Below are 16,750 nucleotides of genomic sequence, written 5' to 3' on the forward strand. Positions count from 1 at the left end.
GCTACCCCGCAAAGCGGTATAGCCTTTATATGCATAGTGGCATCTTGTGTTTGAAGCGAGGCGTCAGCGCACTTCGACCTCGGCCACGCGCACGGTTTCCTGGCCGCGCGCCAGGCGCAAGGTCGTCCACTCATCACGTGCCTGCGGCGTGCCGAACCCGGTGGTAACGCGCACCATCACCGTGGTGCCAGCCGACAGCACCTGTTGGCGGTGACCGTAGAACTGCGCCTCCACGCTGTACTTGCCGGCTTTGGCGGTCTTTAGCGAAAACTCCTCAGGCCCGTAGCCACCCCTGGCGTCGGGGCTCATCGCGCCACCCTGATGGGTCAGCCGATTCGCATAGCTGGCCCTTTCTCCGTTCGGGTCGCTCACCCACATGTCGATGTCCGTGTCGTCGGTATCCCAGGCCATGACCACACGCAAGGCCAGCGGCAGGTTGCGGCGAAGGCGTGTGTCCACAAGGCTCATGTCCAGCGCCGGCTGGCCGCTGGCGACGGGCTGGGCGGCAATCGCGTTGAGTTCAGCCAGCGCAATCATGTTGATGCCGGCGAAGCGGCCGTTCCAGGGCTGCGACACCACTTCCCACAAGGCGTTGACGGCGCGCTGCGGCTGGCCGCTCTCGGCCAGCGCCAGGCCCAGGTCGCGCCAGGACTGCGGCTCATTGGGCGCCAGTTCGCTGATGCGTTCGAACACCGGCACGGCCAGGTCGTTGCGGCGCGCCTGCACCAGGCGGTAGGCGTAAAGGCGCAGCAGCTGGCGGTTCTCCAGGTTCATCTCCGCGAGGTTGGAGAGCACGCGCAGCCCCAGCTCGGGCAGGCCGCGGTCAAAGAACACGCCCGCTGCATCCATGTAGAAAGAGCTGCTGCTGAGGTAGGCGGCGCGTTCGTCGAGATAGACGCGGTAGAGCTCGTCCTTGCCGGCATTCTGCAGGCGCTTCATGTAGGGCGCGTCGGGCACCCAGGCCTGCAGCGCGATGGTGGCTACGGGCGCGGCGGCAACCGCCTTGGCACTGCGTTTGTCCATGACGTCGGAGCGTGCTTCGGCCATCACGGCCGGTGCGGCTGCGGGGGCTGCAGCGGCAGGGGCAGCAGGGGCGAAGGAAAGTGGTGCTGCGGGTGCGCCCTGGGCTTGCTCGCGCGACCGTGCTGTGCCGGCCAGACTGCCGAGGCCGCCCTGGCTGATGTGCTTCTCGGCCTTGGGCTCCGCATGTTTGGGTGCTTCCTTGGGAAAGTCCCTGCCCCACCAGCGCTGCTTCTCGTCAAACTGCCTCACCATGGCCTCAATGTGTGACTGCCGCGTCTGCGCGGCCTGTGCGAGTTGTTGCTGGCCCAGCCGCGCCACTTCATCCGCCAGCTCGGGCGGGGCAGGGAGGTTGTAGCGTGCATAGTCGGTGGCCAGCTCCAGCACGATCAGCGAGCTGTTGGGGCCCACGACGCCGTGCGCCGCCGCGATGCGCTGAAGTTCTGCGCTGTGCAGGCCGGCATTTTCAGCCAGCTCGGCGCTGCGCCATTGGGCCCACTGCTGGCCGGGCCAGTGGCCGCTGACCGGCTTGGCGCTGACCTGCAGCGCCAGTGTGCGCTTGCGGCCGTCCGGGTGCGCCAGCGTGATGTCGATGCGGGCGGTGCTGTCCAGCAGCTCGCCTGCCACCGAGACGCGGCCCTGGCTGATCCGCGTTGTCGGCGTCACGAGTTGCCGCGCGGACAGGCTGTCCAGCTTCTCAATGCGCCAGCCGTGCATCAGCATGGCTTGCGCGCCCTCTTCGGGCGATTGCAGCGCAGCATCGACCAGCGCACCGCCGGTGCGGTCGGCCAGCCTGGCCAGGCGCGCCATGTCGGCGGAGGCTGCGCCGTTGATCACCATCACCGGTGCCGTGTGGGTGTAGCGAATGAGTTTTTTACCGTCCGTCATCAGGCCGTCGGTCACCATCAGGGTGGTGTCCACGTCGGCGGGAATGGGCAGGTCGTCAAAATTGCTGGAGCCGTCGAAGGGCTCTGCGCGCAATGCATCGGCTAGATCACCGAAGCGGCCCGGCGTGACGGTGAAGCTGCGCACAGCCTCGGCCTTGTTACGCACCACGAGCAGGCTGAGCTTGACGGGCTTGCCCAGCTTGCGGAAGTAAGCCTCCAGCACCGGCAGCACCCGGGCCTGCGCGGCGGCCGAAGCCGATGCGTCCCACACCAGTGCGATGTGTGCAGGGGCGGGCCGTCTCACCAGCTCATCGCGCACGTCGAGTTGCCCGGCAAAGAACGGCTTGCCGGCAGATTCACCGACCATGACCTGCGGCTTGCCGGTGCGGCGCAGCGCCACCTGAAGCCAGCCCGCAGGGCCCTGGGGCGCCTGCCAGTGCGTTTTTTGCAGGGCCAGTTCTGTGCCGGTGGCGCTGGCGTTCAGCTCGGTGCCGGCGGGCGCCTGCAGCAGTTCCACGTCCCGGTGGGCTGCGCCATGGGCGCGCACCTTCACCTGCAATTGGCCCACGCTTGACGCGAACACCAGCGGCACCCTCAGTACACCCGCATCGCGCTGGCGCGGCAGGGTCTCGTTGAATGTGATGAGCACGCGGCGCTCCCCCTGGGCCGGGATGGGATAAACGCGCAGCTTGTACTGGTTGCCGGCGGCGGCTTCCAGCAGGCCCGGGTCTACGCGCCGGCGGCGTATGTCTTCAAAGATCTCCTGTCCTTTGGCCTTGGGTACAGGCACTGCGTCGCGCAATTGGCCGTTGATATCCAGCGCGAAGCCGGTCACGACCTGGCCCTCCTGCAGTGGGAACTGCAGCTCGCCTTCGAGCACGCGGGGGTTGGGGTTGAAAAGGCGCAGCTCGACGCTGGTGCGGGCCTGGTCGCCGAACAGATCGACTTCGATGGAAACGGCCCGCAGCTGGATGGGCTGGCCCGCATGGTTCACAGCGATGACCGGCGGCCGCCAGTCGGGCGGCGGCGCGAACTTTCCGTTGGGGAAAGGCTGCGGCATCGGGCTGAGCGCCAGCGCCTGCAGGCTGAAGCAGGCTGCGGCGGCGGCCTGAAGGATGCGGGCGGCAGTCAGCCGGGTGAACCCGCGAAAGACGTGAAAGCCGTTTGGCATGAAAACCCCTTTTGTTGTTGGCGATGCACCGTGAAACGGCGCGCGCAACACAAAGGGGTTAAATGACGCCAAATATTTTTAAGGCACGCAGCGCGACTGCGCCGCGGCCACCACCAGGCCTTTTTCGTTTTCCACCCAGCCCACCACGCGCATACGGTCCGGGTTGGCGCCCTCTGCAATGCTCATTGAGCGTGCATCAAAGAACCGGTTTTGCTCTGTTTTTGATAGCTGCTTGCGCCCGTTCCAATTGGTCTGGAGCACGTTTCGAATCAAATTCCGCTCGACCGGGGAACCTTCGGTGCCGGCCGGCAAGGTTTCGACCAGGGCAAGCCAGGCTGTCCATTGGCGGCCCTTTGCGGCGGCCGGGATGGGCTTGAGCTCGATGGAAGTGCCCAGGTAGCCGCTGAGCGGCAGACCATGCGCGACACGCAGGGTGGCGCCCTTGATGGCTTTGATGGGCGAGGTGGTGGCCAGGCTCTGTGCGGGCACGGCCTGGCGCAGCGCCTCCAGCCGTTGCAATCCTTCGCTTGCGGCGACGGCGGACAGCGGGGCGTCGCTGCCCTTGTCGCCCGGAACTACCCAATCCAGCGCAACCTGGCCGGCCGTGGCTTGCGGAGTGGCCGGGTCGGCCCAGCAGGTGTCGCAGTTGGCATTGATAAAACGCTCAAGCAGCATCACCGGCCGGCCCTGGCCGTCGCTGGAGCAGGACGACTGCGCACGCGCCATGCCGGCAAAACCGAGGCCCACCGCCAAAAGGCTGGCGGCCAGCCAAGCAGGCCCTGATGGGCCCAAACCTGTAGTCATGAAAACCCCAAATATGGCTATGTTCGCAGAAGCTGCGGCCGGACGGGGATTTACGGGTTTCCCGGTCGCAGTCCGGCGTATACCCGGCGGGTGCAGAAGAAACTGAACCATACAATTTCAAAAGAGGCAAAGTTGAACGCGCGGCGCGAGCGGTGTTACCCTGCGCGCAGTCTTTCACAATTGCAGCGGCGTGCCTGACATGCCGTTGCGCGAACCCATAGCCAATGCCTGCCATGAACGAAATCCCCGCTTCTGCATCTACTTCCACCTGTGACGTACTGATTGTGGGCGGCGGCCCGGCCGGCTCCACCATTGCAGCCTTGCTGGCCGCCCAGGGGCGCGACGTGGTGCTGCTCGAAAAAGCGCACCACCCGCGGTTCCACATCGGTGAATCGCTGCTTCCGGCCAATGTGGAGCTTTTCGAACGCCTGGGGGTGCGCGACCAGGTTGACCGCATCGGCATGCCCAAATGGGGCATCGAGTTTGTTTCACCCGAACACGCGCACTGCAGTTACATCGAATTCGCCGACGCCTGGGACAAATCGATGCCTTCGGCCTGGCAGGTGCGGCGCTCTGATCTCGACGAACTGTTGTTTCGCAACGCGGCGACGCGTGGGGCAAAAACGCTCGAAGGCTGCACCGTGCGCGATGTGGTGTTTGACGCGGAAGGCGCCACCGTTCAGGCGGAGCTGGAGGGCGGCGCGAAGCGCAGCTGGCGGGCCCGCTTCGTGGTGGACGCTTCCGGGCGCGACACGCTGCTGGCGAACAAGCTGCGCTCCAAAGCCAAGAGCAAGGAACACAACAGTACGGCGCTGTTTGGCCATTTCACGAATGTCGAGCGGCTGCAGGGAAAGCGCGAAGGCAATATCAGCATCTGCTGGTTTCCGCACGGCTGGTTCTGGTTTATTCCGTTGGCCGACGGCACCACCAGTGTCGGCGCGGTGTGCTGGCCGTATTACCTGAAGTCGCGCGAAAAGCCGCTGCGCGAGTTCTTCATGGACACCATTGCCCTGGCGCCGGAGCTGAAACGGCGTCTTGCCAATGCCACGCTGGTCGATGACGCCGTGCATGCCACCGGTAATTTTTCGTACAGCAGCACCCACGCTACCGGCGACCGCTACCTGATGCTGGGCGATGCATTCACGTTCATCGACCCGATGTTCTCGTCAGGTGTTTACCTTGCGATGCACAGCGCTTTTGACGGTGCCGAGCTGGTGGCAACGGCGCTTGACCAGCCGGCCGACCTGCCCGCTGTGCGCAAAAGCTTCGAAGCCATGATGCGCAAGGGCCCGAGCGAGTATTCGTGGTTCATCTACCGCGTGACCAACCCGACCATCCGGCACATGTTCATGCACCCGGCCAACCCGCTGCGCGTCAAGGAAGCCCTGCTGTCACTTCTGGCGGGAGATATTTTCGGCAAGACGCCGTTCTGGGGACGGCTGCGCATGTTCAAGGCGATCTATTACGGTATTTCGCTGGCGAATTTCCGCCGTACCTGGGACGGCTGGAAGCGCCACCGCATGGCCATCCGCGACGTAGGAGCGCTCAAGGGCGAGACCATCCTGAAGACGGACGGGAGCTAGAGCCCCCACGGTCGCTCACAACGCGCAAGCTCCCTGCCCCCGAGGGCTGGCAAAGCCAGACCCGCGGCCCCGGCTGGTGAAGAAAAATCTGCCTCGGGCGGACGGGGAGCATCCCGGCACAGTGCCGGAGCCGGTGTTCTTTCTACAATGGGGGATGTTCCCAGAAGTCCCCACAGAAGTCTCCAGTTCCCCTCTGCTGCAAAACCTTAACCCGGAGCAACTCGCAGCGGTCACGCTGCCCAATACGCATGCGCTGATCCTGGCCGGTGCCGGGTCCGGCAAGACCCGTGTGCTGACCACACGCATCGCCTGGCTGCTGCAAACCGGCCAGGTGTCGCCCGGCGGCATTCTGGCTGTCACCTTCACCAATAAAGCCGCCAAGGAAATGATGGCGCGGCTGTCGGCCATGCTGCCGGTGAATGTGCGCGGCATGTGGATAGGCACCTTCCACGGCCTGTGCAACCGCTTTTTGCGCGCGCACTACAAGCTGGCCAACCTGCCGCAGAGTTTCCAGATCCTCGATACACAGGACCAGCTTTCGGCCATCAAGCGCCTGTGCAAGCAGTTCAATGTGGACGACGAACGTTTTCCGCCCAAGCAGCTGATGTGGTTTATTGCCGGCAACAAGGAAGACGGCCTGCGCGCCAAAGACGTGCAGGTGCGCGATGAGGAAGGCCGCAAGAAGGTCGAAATTTATGCCCTGTATGAAGAGCAGTGCCAGCGCGAAGGCGTGGTGGATTTCGGCGAACTCATGCTGCGCAGCTACGAACTGCTGCGTGACAACGCGCCGGTGCGCGAGCACTACCAGCGGCGCTTTCGCCACATCCTGATCGACGAGTTTCAGGATACCAACAAGCTGCAATACGCGTGGATCAAGATGCTGGCAGGGCAAGGGCCCGATGCGATCCAGGGCACCGGCGCGATGCCGGGCGGCTCAGTGGTGGCGGTGGGTGATGACGACCAGAGCATCTATGCCTTTCGCGGCGCGCGTGTGGGCAACATGGCTGACTTTGTGCGCGAGTTCGAGGTGACACATCAGATCAAACTCGAGCGCAACTACCGCAGCTTCGGCAATATTCTTGATTCAGCCAACGAGCTGATCAGCCACAACAGCAAACGCCTGGGCAAAAACCTGCGCACCGAAGCGGGGCCGGGCGAGCCGGTGCGTGTGTACGAGTCGACCAGTGATTTTGCCGAGGCCCAGTGGTTTGTGGATGAAGTGAAGCAACTGGTACGTGACGGCACCGAGCGCAAGGAGATCGCGCTGCTTTACCGCAGCAATGCGCAAAGCCGGGTGATGGAAACCGCGCTCTTCAACGCCGGTGTGCCTTACCGCGTCTACGGCGGCCTGCGCTTTTTCGAGCGCGCTGAAATCAAGCATGCGCTGGCTTACTTGCGCCTGCTGGAGAATCCACACGACGACACCAGCTTCATGCGTATCGTCAATTTTCCGCCGCGCGGGATTGGCGCGCGCAGCATTGAGCAGTTGCAGGACATCTCGCGTGCGGCCGGCTGTTCGCTGTACGACGGCGTGAGCGCTGTGCCGGGCAAGGCGGGTGCGAACCTCGGCGCCTTTGCCGCCAAAATCCAGGTGCTGAGCGAGCAGACCACGGGGCTGACGCTGCGGGAGATTATCGAGCTGGTGCTGCAGCACAGCGGCCTCGAAGAACACTACAAAACCGAAAAGGAAGGCCAGGACCGGCTGGAGAATTTGGCCGAACTGGTCAATGCTGCCGAGTCTTTCGTCAGCCAGGAAGGTTTTGGCCGTGACGCAGTGGCGCTGCCGGTCGACGAACTGGGCGCGCGGCTCACGCAGTCACCGGCCAGCCAGGGGCTGGACCCATCCGCGCCGCTTGTCAGCGAGCCTTTGCCCGAGGCCCTGGCGCCCGACACCGAGACCGGTGAAACACTGTCGCCCCTGGCGGCCTTTCTCACGCACGCGGCGCTGGAGTCGGGCGACAACCAGGCGCAGGCCGGACAGGATGCGGTGCAGCTCATGACCGTGCATTCATCCAAAGGGCTGGAGTTTGACTGCGTCTTCATCACCGGCCTGGAAGACGGCATCTTTCCGCACGAGAACTCGATGAGCGACCGCGACGGTCTGGAAGAGGAACGCCGCCTGATGTATGTCGCGATCACGCGCGCGCGCAAGCGCCTGTATCTCAGTCATTCGCAAACCCGCATGCTGCACGGCCAGACGCGCTACAACCTCAAGAGCCGGTTTTTTGACGAGTTGCCCGAAGCCGCACTCAAGTGGATCACGCCGAAGAACCCCGGTTTTGCGTCGGGCATGGGCTCCGGCGGATGGGCTGGTGCTAGCAATTCAGGAGCTGGTAACGCACGTGGAGATTGGGCTAGCGGCGTTTTTTCTTCAAAAGCCGGCAGCGCAGAGCGTTTTGCCAACCCGCCGGTGCCGCCTCAGAAGAATGCGCCTTCGCATGGGCTCAAAAGCGGCATGGAAGTGTTCCATGCCAAGTTCGGCGAAGGAAAAGTGCTGATGCTGGAGGGCAGCGGCGACGATGCGCGCGCACAGATCAACTTCACGCGGCACGGTGTGAAGTGGCTGGCCCTGAGCGTGGCCAAACTGACGGTGGTGTAGTTGCCGGGCCGGCTGAGGCATTTTGATGAATTCAAACTGACGGGAAAAAAATGACAGAGACAAATTCCGAAACCGGAATCGAGACCGGAAAAAATGAAGGCACTGAAAATCCTGAAGGCTCGTCAGCGATTTACGTTCCGCACCAGGAATTCCGCACCGGCCTGCCGCACGGCCGGTTCCGCGTGATCGTGAATCCGGAGCGTGCACAAAAATACGTCAAGCACCGGCTCTTTGTGGTCGGCATTTCCTTGCCCCTCCTGGGCATCGGTGTGGTGCTTTCCATGTACGGCTACCTCTGGGTGGGCCTGCCGATGGTCGTCGTCGGCGTGTTGATGCACAGGGTTATCAAGGCCCATGCGCCCAAGATATTGCTGCACCTGGCGCTCAGTGACGCCAAGACCTACGAAGAAGCGATGGAGTACGAAATACTCGAAGTGCGCCGCGCTACTTGAGCAACCTGCCGTCGCGGCCGATCACGGTCACTTCAACAAACTTCGAGCCGACACGGTTCTCCGGCGAAAAGCTGACCTTGAAACCTCCTGCGTCGTAGCTGTTCATCTTCTCCAGCTGGGTGATGATTTTCTGGCGCGTTGGATCGGCGCCGCTGCGGCGCATGGCTTCAACAAGAATTTTGGCTGCAATGAAGGACTCCATGCTGGCATAAGAAACCACCTTGTCCGGCTGGTATTTGGCCATCAGGGTCTGGAACTCGCGGGCCACCGGCGCCAGGGTGGAATAAGGGTAGGGCATGACCTGGGAAATACCGATGCCGCGGGCGTTGTCCTCTCCGGCATTTTTGAGCAGTTCCTTGAAATTCACCACCGAGATACTGAACAGGCGAGCCTTGCTGCCTTGCGCCCGCATCTTCTTGATGAAAGCGGCGGAGGCACGGTTGACTGAAACCATGATGATGGCGTCCGGATTGGCAGGGGTGATGGCCGAGACCGCTGCATCAACTTCCTCGGGCTTGGTGCGGTCATAGTTGCCCGTGGCCACGGCCGTCATACCCAGTTTTTTCAGCGCGCTTTCCGCACCTGCCAGGCCGCTTTTACCGAAGGGGTCGTCCTGGTACATCACCGCGAAGCGGCGCAGGCCAATGGTGTGCAGGTGTTCCACCATGCGGGCAGTTTCGTCGGCGTAGCTGGCCCGGATGTGAAAAATCAGGGGGTTCACCGGGTCGCGCAACTCTTGAGCACCCGTGTAGGGCGCCAGCAGGGCAATGCCCGCTTCCTCAAGCACCTTGTTCTTGTTCAGGGCCAGCACGTTGCCGGTTCCGACAAAACCGAACAGGGCCAAAGGCTTTTCCTCTGCCAGAAGTTGACGCGTCAGGGCCAGGGTCTGGTCCGGTTTGTAGCTGTCATCCTTCAGTGCGACGCGTATCTTGCGGCCATAAATGCCGCCGTTGTCGTTGACATAGGCGAAATATGCAGCGCCGCCGGCCACGTATTCGTTACCGGTTCCGGCGATGGTGCCCGTCAGCGGTGCCACCTGCCCGATCACCAGATCTTCGCGTGCCGGCGCCGCCTGCCCGGACAGGACAACCGACAGCAGGGCGGCCAAGCTCATGGCTTTGGCCATGAGATGTATTTTTTTGTTTTCCATCAGTCTTCCTGGTTAATTAAGATTACTTACTTGTTCTGCATTGCAGAACTATTTTCCCGATCATTCGTTCAAATTGTGAAACATTAAGATACATTTTTGATAGTGGATTTCCCTCGGGTGATGAGTGCAATGCTGTCTGGGTGCCACAATCGCTGGACTTTTTATTCTGCAATGCAGAACTAGCAATGTCTCAATCTCCTTTTCCCGGCAGGCCGGCTCCCGGAGCGGTCAGCCCTGTTCATGCCAAGGAAGATCGGCACTTTGTGACGGCATTGGCACGCGGCCTGGATGTGCTCAGTGCTTTTCGCTCGCGAGACCGGTCCTTGGGCAACACGGAACTGGCACGCCGTTGCGGCCTGCCCAAGTCAACGATTTCGCGTTTGACCTATACGCTGACCAAGCACGGCTACCTGGAGCATGCGCAGGACGCCAGCGGCCGCGCCGGTTATCGGCTGGGTAGTGCGGTACTGGCGCTGGGAAGCGCCATGCTGGCGCGCATGGACATGCGGCAGCTCGCCAGGCCGTTGATGCAGGATCTCGCCGACAGTTCGCAGGCCATGGTGTCGTTGGGGATACGCGATCGCCTGAGCATGATTTATGTGGAAAACTGCCGCAGCGAATCTGCGCTCACGCTCAGCCTGGACGTGGGTTCGCGCATTCCACTGGCCAGCACTGCGATGGGGCGAGCCTACCTGTGCGGCTGTTCGGATAAGGAGCGTGAGACCCTGCTTGAGCGTATTCGGGTCCAGGACGAGGAAGCGTGGCCTAAAACCCGCGAGGTGATGGCGCTGGCGCTGGCGCATTACCGCGATCACGGCTGCTGCGCCTCTTTTGGTGATTGGCAGAAGGACGTTAACGCTATTGCTGCTGCATTCCGGCCTGCGGGCAGACGCTCCGTCATGGTGGTGAGCTGCGGTGGCCCGGGGTTCAATCTTTCGCCGCATTTCCTGATGACGCAGGTGCAGCCGCAACTGGTGGCATTGGTCAGGCGGCTGCAAGACGCATCCGGCGATGCCTTGTAGGCAGCGCTGGCGCGGCCGGAATCAGTAGGTCATTTTTCCGCTACCGTCCTTGATGCCTTTCCTGCCTGCAATTTGCCAGGAGGTCCGCTGATCGATCAGGCCGGCGAGGAATTCCAGTTCCTCGTCACTGTGATTGATCGCGTTGGCGGGGGTGAGGCGGCGGCCGTTTTTGGGCTCCACTTCGCCCCAGAATGACTGGTGGTAACTTGACTGTGACACGGTCTTTTCCCCGTTCGACTCCATGTCAACCGTACCATAGCAGTTGCAGAAATAGCTGCGGTTGCCCTGGTCGGCGAAGACCTCGGCATAGACGCCCGTGCCGCGTATGCCGGCCGTCAGCGTGGGCAGGACAATGGCGCGGCTGCTGCCCTTGCCCCAGACGCTGACCACGGCGCCCGTGAGCAGGCGCAGCAGGCTCACGGTACTGAGCGAGCTGCCGCGTTCCACCTTCATCATGGAGTTCTCACGCACCTGGAATGCCGAGTTGCCGATGACAAACATCAGGTTGGAACCCGGGCCCGTCTGTATCTGGTCGCCGGTGAGGATGGTTTGGCCGGTCTGCAGCCGGTTGCCGTTGAGCAGGGCATCGCCCCGGAGCTCGACGATGTTGCTTCGCTGCTGGGCCATAGCGGCCGGCAATCCCCCCATTGCCACCCAGGCGGCTGCCGCCTTGAGCGTGTCACGCCGTTGAAACCACAAAATTTCCTGTTCGGTACGGCCTTGCAGCTGGTGCTGGGTCATGAAGAATCTCCTGGGGTAGCGGGGTCGTTGTTGGTGTTTTCCGGGTTATTGGCGCCGTCCGGCGAGTCACCGGGTAGCGTGGCCACGAAGCTATCACGAAACGTGAAGTAAATCGAGGTGGAAAACATGGCTGCAATGAGCAAGCCCAGGGGCATCATTGCCGCGGCCATGAACTCGGCGCTGCCTGTCAGGCCGGCAAGCACGCTCAGCACGATGGCCATGCCCATGGATACGCCGAGCCAGCCCAGCCCGAACATGAGGAAGGCTCCCGCGTTGCGAACGCAGGCGACAACGCTGAAAAAGAGGCTTTTGACCGGAGAAATGCCGTGCCAGTGAACCAGGGCGGGTGCGTGCCAGAACAGCAGCAGCACCGGCAGGTACAGCAGCAGGGACACCGACATGTTCTTGGCCATGGCCAGCTGGAACTGCGGCGTCATCATCGCCTCGCGGCTCGCGTCGGCGGCAACCGGGGGATCCACCAGCATCGGTACGATCCAGTTGATCAGCACGCAGAACGCCGCATAGATCGCGCCAAGGACAAGCATCGCGCCCAAGCGCTCGCGTCCCGCGCGAAAAGCGCTGAGGAGCACCGTGGGCATGGGAAATTTTCCCTTCACGGCTTCCTGTGTGGCGGCCATCAGGCCCAGCATGGCAGCGGGAACAATCATCAGCGCCAGGATCAGTCCGAAAAACGGCAGCAAGGAAAGCACCGTGACTGCGGCCAGGTACAGGAAAAACAGGCCCGACATGGCCAGCGGCTGCTGCATGAAAGTCTTGATGCCCAACCTGACCCAGGTCATGCCGGTGCTTGCGGGAACAATATTAAGTTTCATGGTCTTCAGCGGGAAAAGAGAGCCGGACGAAACCGGGCGATTGCAGAAGGGCAGTTTGCCTGAAAGCAGCGATGCTTGGCGCTGGCCCTCACACAGGCCTTGGCCGAAGGGCAATCAGGCCCGCGGGGTGGCTTGGGCTAGAGGACGTATGGGTGCGTGAGCCGCTCGCGCAGGACACGCTCGAAATGGCTGGGGTCGTGCGGCTTGAGCACTGCGGCTTCACGGGGCAAATGCCAGTCCCACAGCCGCGATAGCCAAAAGCGCAGGGCTCCGGCGCGCTGCATGGCTGGCAGGAGCCTGCGCTCCTGCGGCGTCAGGTGACGCACGCTTTCGTAAGCCTTCATGAAAGCCGCCGAACGGGTTTCGTCCTGCGCACCGGTTTCCAGGTCTATGCACCAATCGTTGAGGCATACACCAATGTCGAACAGGAAGGTGTCGCAGCCGGCGAAGTAAAAATCAAAAAAACCGGTGAGCCTGCCGTCTTCGAACATCACGTTGTCGCGAAAGAGGTCGGCGTGTATGGCGCCGCGCGGCAGGCTGCCAAAGGCGGATGAAGCCGCTACATGGTTCTGGTAGGCCAGCTCGCCCAAAATAAGGCTGCGCTGCTCGGGTGTTATGTAGGGCAGCACGACCGGAACGGTCTCGTTCCACCAGGCCAGGCCCCGCAGGTTGGGCTGGCGCCGCGGGTATTCGAGGCCTGCGAGGTGCATGCGTGCCAGTGTTTCCCCGACGCCTGCGCAGTGGCCGGCAGTAGGTGCCAGCTCACTGTGGCCGCGCAGCTTGTTGACGACGGAGGCCGGTTTGTCCTTCAGGCGGTGAAGAATGTTCCCTTTGGGGTCGGCTGCCGGATCTGGCACCGGAATACCGTGCGCCGCCAGGTGCTTCATCAAGTGCAGGTAAAACGGCAACTGCTCGAATGTCAGGCGCTCAAACAGGGTCAGTACATACTGGCCCTGGTCGGTGTCGACAAAGTAGTTGGTGTTTTCGATGCCGCCCGCGGCACCTTTGATATTTTGAAGCTGCCCCAGATTCAGGGCGTTCAAGAACGCTGCAGCCTCGTCAAACGAGACTTCGGTATATACGGCCATGCCTGAAACTGGATCCTGGAGTTCTTGGAGTACGTGGGGGCTGCGAAAAATCAGAACTTCAGCACGTTCCAGACGCGTGAGCCGTTGGTGTCGTTGTTGGTCGACGCGGGGGCGGTGCCCCGGGCGCCTTCTGCGGGCTTGATTTCGTAAGCCGCACCGCCGACTTTGGGCTGGACCAGGATTTGCTGCGTTTCGCCGCCCACACGGAGTTCGTCGATCCGGCTGCCCGCGTCTTCAGTGCGAATGCGCTGGATCGCCTTGTCCGGCCGGCCGGCAGGCGCCGGGGCCTCCGCGGTCACGGGCGGCACTGCGTTTTGTGCAGGCGCTTGAGCCATGGCCGCAGCCAGCGGCAGCACCGCAAACGCGGCGGCAAGAAGAGGGCGGAAAGCGTGGTTCATGCCTGCATTGTAGGCCGCAGGGCCCGGCCGACAAGCCCGGCATGTCGTAATAAGGGGGCTGCGGCTGTAGGCGGAAAGCTTCCCCACAGGCCAGCGCGGGGCGCTATCGGCGCCGCGGGCAGCGGCGGGCCGATATCCCCGACAATCGGCTTCATGAGTACCGACAAAAAAACACTGCTGCTGGTGGACGGCTCCAGCTACCTGTACCGCGCCTTTCATGCCATGCCCGACCTGCGCGCCAACCCGGGCGACCCGGCCAGCCCGGCCACGGGCGCCATACGCGGCATGGTCAACATGATGCAAAAGCTGCGCAAGGACGTGCGCGCTGACTTCGCTGCCTGCGTGTTCGATGCCAAAGGGCCGACATTTCGCGATGCGCTGTACCCTGAATACAAGGCCCAGCGCTCACCCATGCCCGACGACCTGCGTAGCCAGGTCGAACCCATCCACGAAGTAGTGCGCCTGCTGGGCTGGAAAGTGCTGGACGTGCCCGGCGTGGAGGCCGACGACGTGATCGGAACGCTCGCCTGCATGGCTTCAACTCAGGGGATCGAAGTCATCATCTCCAGCGGCGACAAGGACTTGAGCCAGCTGGTCGACGAAAACATCACCGTCATCGACACCATGAACGACCGCCGGCGCGACCTGGCCGGGGTGGAGGCTGAATTCGGCGTACCGCCGCGGCTCATGGTGGATTACCAGGCCCTGGTCGGCGACGCGGTCGACAACGTGCCCGGCGTGCCCAAGGTCGGCCCCAAGACGGCCGTGAAGTGGCTGCTCGAATACGGCTCGCTTGATGCGCTGGTGGCACGCGCCGGCGAGATCAAGGGCGTGGTGGGTGAGAACCTGCGCCAGTCACTCGATTGGCTGCCCAAAGGCCGTGAGCTGCTGACCATCAAGAAGGACTGCGAACTGGACGGCTACATCCCCGGCCTGCCCGCCCTGGATGCCATCACCATCGGCGGCCAGCAGACGGAACCCCTGAAAGCCTTTTATGAAAAGTATGGTTTCAAAGGCCTGGTCAAGCAGATCGAAATCGAAAGCACGCCGCCGGAATTGATTGGCGGACCTGAAGGCAGGCACAAGCCCGTGCCCGCCGGCGGTCCAGGCGGCCGTTCGGATTCGCCGAGCCTGTTTGACGAAGCGCCCCTGACCGATACGCCACCGGCCGAACGCGCCAGCAACCTGAACTACGACACGGTGCTGACCTGGGAAGCGTTTGATCGCTGGCTGGCAAAGATTGAAGCGGCAGAATTGGTGGCGCTGGACACCGAAACCACCTCACTCGACGAAATGCTGGCGGAAATCGTCGGCCTGAGTTTCAGTGTCACGCCCGGCGAGGCGGCCTACATCCCGCTCACACACGATTACCCTGATGCACCCGCCCAGCTGCCGCGCGACGATGTGCTGGCGCGCCTGAAACCCTGGCTGGAAAACCCGAGCAAAGCCAAGCTGGGCCAGCACGTCAAATATGACCGCCATGTGTTTGCCAACCACGGCGTGGAAGTGCAGGGCTATGCGCACGACACCATGCTGCAAAGCTATGTGCTGGAAGTGACCAAGCCGCACGGCCTGGCCAGCCTGGCCGAGCGGCATGTGGGCCGCAGCGGCATCAACTATGAAGACCTGTGCGGCAAGGGCGCGCACCAGATCAAGTTCAACCAGGTCGACATCGCCAAGGCCGCCGAATACTCCTGTGAAGACTCCGACCAGACGCTGGACGTGCACCGTGTGCTGTGGCCGCGGCTGGAGGCCGACGAGAAACTGCGTTTTATCTATGAGCTGGAGATGCAGAGCAGCGAAACGCTGTACCGCATTGAGCGCAACGGCGTGATGATCGATGCGCCCACGCTGGCCGCGCAGAGCCACGAGCTGGGCCAGCGCATCATTCAGCTGGAAGCCGAGGCCTATGAGATCGCCGGTCAGCCCTTCAACCTGGGCAGTCCCAAGCAGCTCGGCGAGATTTTTTTCGACAAGCTCGGCATGCCGGTCATCAAGAAAACCCCCAGTGGCGCACGCAGCACCGACGAGGAGGTGCTGGAAAAGCTGGCCGAAGACTACCCGCTACCTGCCAAGCTGCTGGAGCACCGCTCGCTGAGCAAACTCAAGGGTACCTACACCGACAAGCTCGCGCAGCTGGCGTTGCCCCGTACCGGCCGCGTGCACACGCATTACGCGCAGGCCGTCGCGGTCACGGGGCGGCTTTCCAGCAACGACCCCAACCTGCAGAACATTCCCATTCGCACGGCAGAAGGCCGGCGCGTACGTGAGGCCTTTATCGCGCCTGCAGGCAGCGTGATCGCCAGCGCTGACTATTCGCAGATCGAGCTGCGCATCATGGCGCATCTGAGCGGCGATGAAGCACTGCTGCGCGCCTTCACCGACGGCCTGGACGTGCACCGTGCCACGGCCGCCGAGGTGTTCGGGGTGGCGGTCGACCAGGTCAGCAGCGAGCAGCGCCGCTACGCCAAGGTCATTAACTTCGGCCTGATTTACGGCATGAGCAGTTTCGGGCTGGCGCGCAACCTTGGCATCGAAACCAAGGCCGCGGCGGCCTACATCGACAAGTATTTTCAGCGCTATCCCGGCGTCAAGAACTACATGGACCAGACCGTGGCGTTTGCCCAGGAACACCACTACGTCGAAACCGTATTTGGCCGGCAGCTGTACCTGGCGGAAATCACCGGCGGCAACGGGCCACGCAAGAAGGCCGCGGAAAGGCAGGCCATCAACGCGCCCATGCAGGGCACGGCGGCCGACCTGATCAAGCTCAGCATGAACAAGGTGCAGCAGGTGCTTGACGAAGAAAAGCGCGCCACCAAAATGATCATGCAGGTGCACGACGAACTGGTGTTTGAAGTGCCGGAGGCAGAGGTCGAGTGGCTGCGTACCGAGATCCCGCGCCTGATGGCCAGCGTCGCTGAGCTGAAAGTGCCGTTGCTGGCGGAGATTGGCGTTGGGCCCAACTGGGACAAGGCACATTAAGCCGGCTCCATTTTCCC

General features: G+C 62.7%; 12 protein-coding genes. 5 read left to right on the plus strand and 7 right to left on the minus strand.

Going from position 1 to position 16,750, the window contains the following annotated elements; all coding sequences use genetic code 11:
- Positions 1-63: 63 nt before the first annotated feature.
- Complete coding sequence (locus AC1DY9_RS01005; protein ID WP_477665584.1) at positions 64-3,078, minus strand: VIT domain-containing protein; 3,015 nt, start codon at positions 3,076-3,078, stop codon at positions 64-66.
- Between the two features lie 78 nt (positions 3,079-3,156).
- Entirely contained in the window at positions 3,157-3,882 is a 726-nt protein-coding gene (locus tag AC1DY9_RS01010) for a hypothetical protein (RefSeq protein WP_477665585.1), read from the minus strand.
- 233 nt (positions 3,883-4,115) lie between these two features.
- On the opposite strand from AC1DY9_RS01010, the gene AC1DY9_RS01015 reads away from it, so the two are divergent.
- From AC1DY9_RS01015 to AC1DY9_RS01025, 3 genes are all read left to right on the plus strand, one after another.
- Positions 4,116-5,465 (plus strand): NAD(P)/FAD-dependent oxidoreductase, encoded by a 1,350-nt coding sequence (locus tag AC1DY9_RS01015; protein ID WP_457279986.1) that lies wholly within the window; start codon positions 4,116-4,118, stop codon positions 5,463-5,465.
- A 154-nt stretch (positions 5,466-5,619) separates the two neighbouring features.
- Positions 5,620-8,064, plus strand: coding sequence for a UvrD-helicase domain-containing protein (locus AC1DY9_RS01020; protein ID WP_477665586.1), 2,445 nt, complete (start codon positions 5,620-5,622; stop codon positions 8,062-8,064).
- Positions 8,065-8,114: 50 nt separating this feature from the next.
- The gene (locus tag AC1DY9_RS01025; RefSeq protein WP_457279988.1) at positions 8,115-8,516 is read left to right on the plus strand and encodes a hypothetical protein; all 402 of its coding nucleotides are present in this window, start codon (positions 8,115-8,117) and stop codon (positions 8,514-8,516) included.
- Here AC1DY9_RS01025 and AC1DY9_RS01030 read toward each other — a convergent pair.
- Positions 8,509-9,642, minus strand: coding sequence for an ABC transporter substrate-binding protein (locus AC1DY9_RS01030; protein ID WP_477665587.1), 1,134 nt, complete (start codon positions 9,640-9,642; stop codon positions 8,509-8,511). The genes AC1DY9_RS01025 and AC1DY9_RS01030 overlap by 8 nt on opposite strands.
- Before the next feature lie 209 nt (positions 9,643-9,851).
- Here AC1DY9_RS01030 and AC1DY9_RS01035 point away from each other — a divergent pair, with 209 nt between their 5' ends.
- Positions 9,852-10,688, plus strand: a complete 837-nt coding sequence (locus AC1DY9_RS01035) for an IclR family transcriptional regulator (RefSeq protein WP_477665588.1) — start codon at positions 9,852-9,854, stop codon at positions 10,686-10,688.
- A 21-nt stretch (positions 10,689-10,709) separates the two neighbouring features.
- Here AC1DY9_RS01035 and AC1DY9_RS01040 read toward each other — a convergent pair whose 3' ends face one another.
- The 4 genes from AC1DY9_RS01040 to AC1DY9_RS01055 all read right to left on the minus strand — a co-directional run bounded on the left by AC1DY9_RS01040 (position 10,710) and on the right by AC1DY9_RS01055 (position 13,748).
- Positions 10,710-11,429: a FecR family protein gene (locus tag AC1DY9_RS01040; RefSeq protein WP_457279991.1), complete on the minus strand. Its 720-nt coding sequence runs from the start codon at positions 11,427-11,429 to the stop codon at positions 10,710-10,712.
- Positions 11,426-12,262: a BPSS1780 family membrane protein gene (locus tag AC1DY9_RS01045; protein WP_457279992.1), complete on the minus strand. Its 837-nt coding sequence runs from the start codon at positions 12,260-12,262 to the stop codon at positions 11,426-11,428. Before AC1DY9_RS01045 ends, AC1DY9_RS01040 begins: the two co-directional genes overlap by 4 nt.
- A gap of 137 nt (positions 12,263-12,399) precedes the next feature.
- Positions 12,400-13,350 (minus strand): homoserine kinase, encoded by a 951-nt coding sequence (locus AC1DY9_RS01050; RefSeq protein WP_457279993.1) that lies wholly within the window; start codon positions 13,348-13,350, stop codon positions 12,400-12,402.
- Between the two features lie 50 nt (positions 13,351-13,400).
- Entirely contained in the window at positions 13,401-13,748 is a 348-nt protein-coding gene (locus tag AC1DY9_RS01055) for a hypothetical protein (RefSeq protein ID WP_457279994.1), read from the minus strand.
- Between the two features lie 153 nt (positions 13,749-13,901).
- On the opposite strand from AC1DY9_RS01055, the gene polA reads away from it, so the two are divergent.
- Positions 13,902-16,733 carry a DNA polymerase I gene (gene polA, locus AC1DY9_RS01060; protein ID WP_477665589.1) on the plus strand — a complete coding sequence of 944 codons (2,832 nt, stop codon included), beginning with the start codon at positions 13,902-13,904 and terminating at the stop codon, positions 16,731-16,733.
- The last annotated feature ends 17 nt before the right edge of the window (positions 16,734-16,750 follow it).

It is taken from the genome of Polaromonas sp. P1_F6, from assembly GCF_056405695.1.

Coding starts and splice junctions, on each gene's coding strand:
- AC1DY9_RS01025 (WP_457279988.1), top strand. CDS start 8,115: ATGACAGAGACAAATTCCGAAACCGGAATCGAGACCGGAAAAAATGAA.
- polA (WP_477665589.1), top strand. CDS start 13,902: ATGAGTACCGACAAAAAAACACTGCTGCTGGTGGACGGCTCCAGCTAC.
- AC1DY9_RS01055 (WP_457279994.1), bottom strand. CDS start 13,748: ATGAACCACGCTTTCCGCCCTCTTCTTGCCGCCGCGTTTGCGGTGCTG.
- AC1DY9_RS01045 (WP_457279992.1), bottom strand. CDS start 12,262: ATGAAACTTAATATTGTTCCCGCAAGCACCGGCATGACCTGGGTCAGG.
- AC1DY9_RS01050 (WP_457279993.1), bottom strand. CDS start 13,350: ATGGCCGTATATACCGAAGTCTCGTTTGACGAGGCTGCAGCGTTCTTG.
- AC1DY9_RS01015 (WP_457279986.1), top strand. CDS start 4,116: ATGAACGAAATCCCCGCTTCTGCATCTACTTCCACCTGTGACGTACTG.
- AC1DY9_RS01030 (WP_477665587.1), bottom strand. CDS start 9,642: ATGGCCAAAGCCATGAGCTTGGCCGCCCTGCTGTCGGTTGTCCTGTCC.
- AC1DY9_RS01010 (WP_477665585.1), bottom strand. CDS start 3,882: ATGACTACAGGTTTGGGCCCATCAGGGCCTGCTTGGCTGGCCGCCAGC.
- AC1DY9_RS01035 (WP_477665588.1), top strand. CDS start 9,852: ATGTCTCAATCTCCTTTTCCCGGCAGGCCGGCTCCCGGAGCGGTCAGC.
- AC1DY9_RS01020 (WP_477665586.1), top strand. CDS start 5,620: ATGTTCCCAGAAGTCCCCACAGAAGTCTCCAGTTCCCCTCTGCTGCAA.
- AC1DY9_RS01040 (WP_457279991.1), bottom strand. CDS start 11,429: ATGACCCAGCACCAGCTGCAAGGCCGTACCGAACAGGAAATTTTGTGG.
- AC1DY9_RS01005 (WP_477665584.1), bottom strand. CDS start 3,078: ATGCCAAACGGCTTTCACGTCTTTCGCGGGTTCACCCGGCTGACTGCC.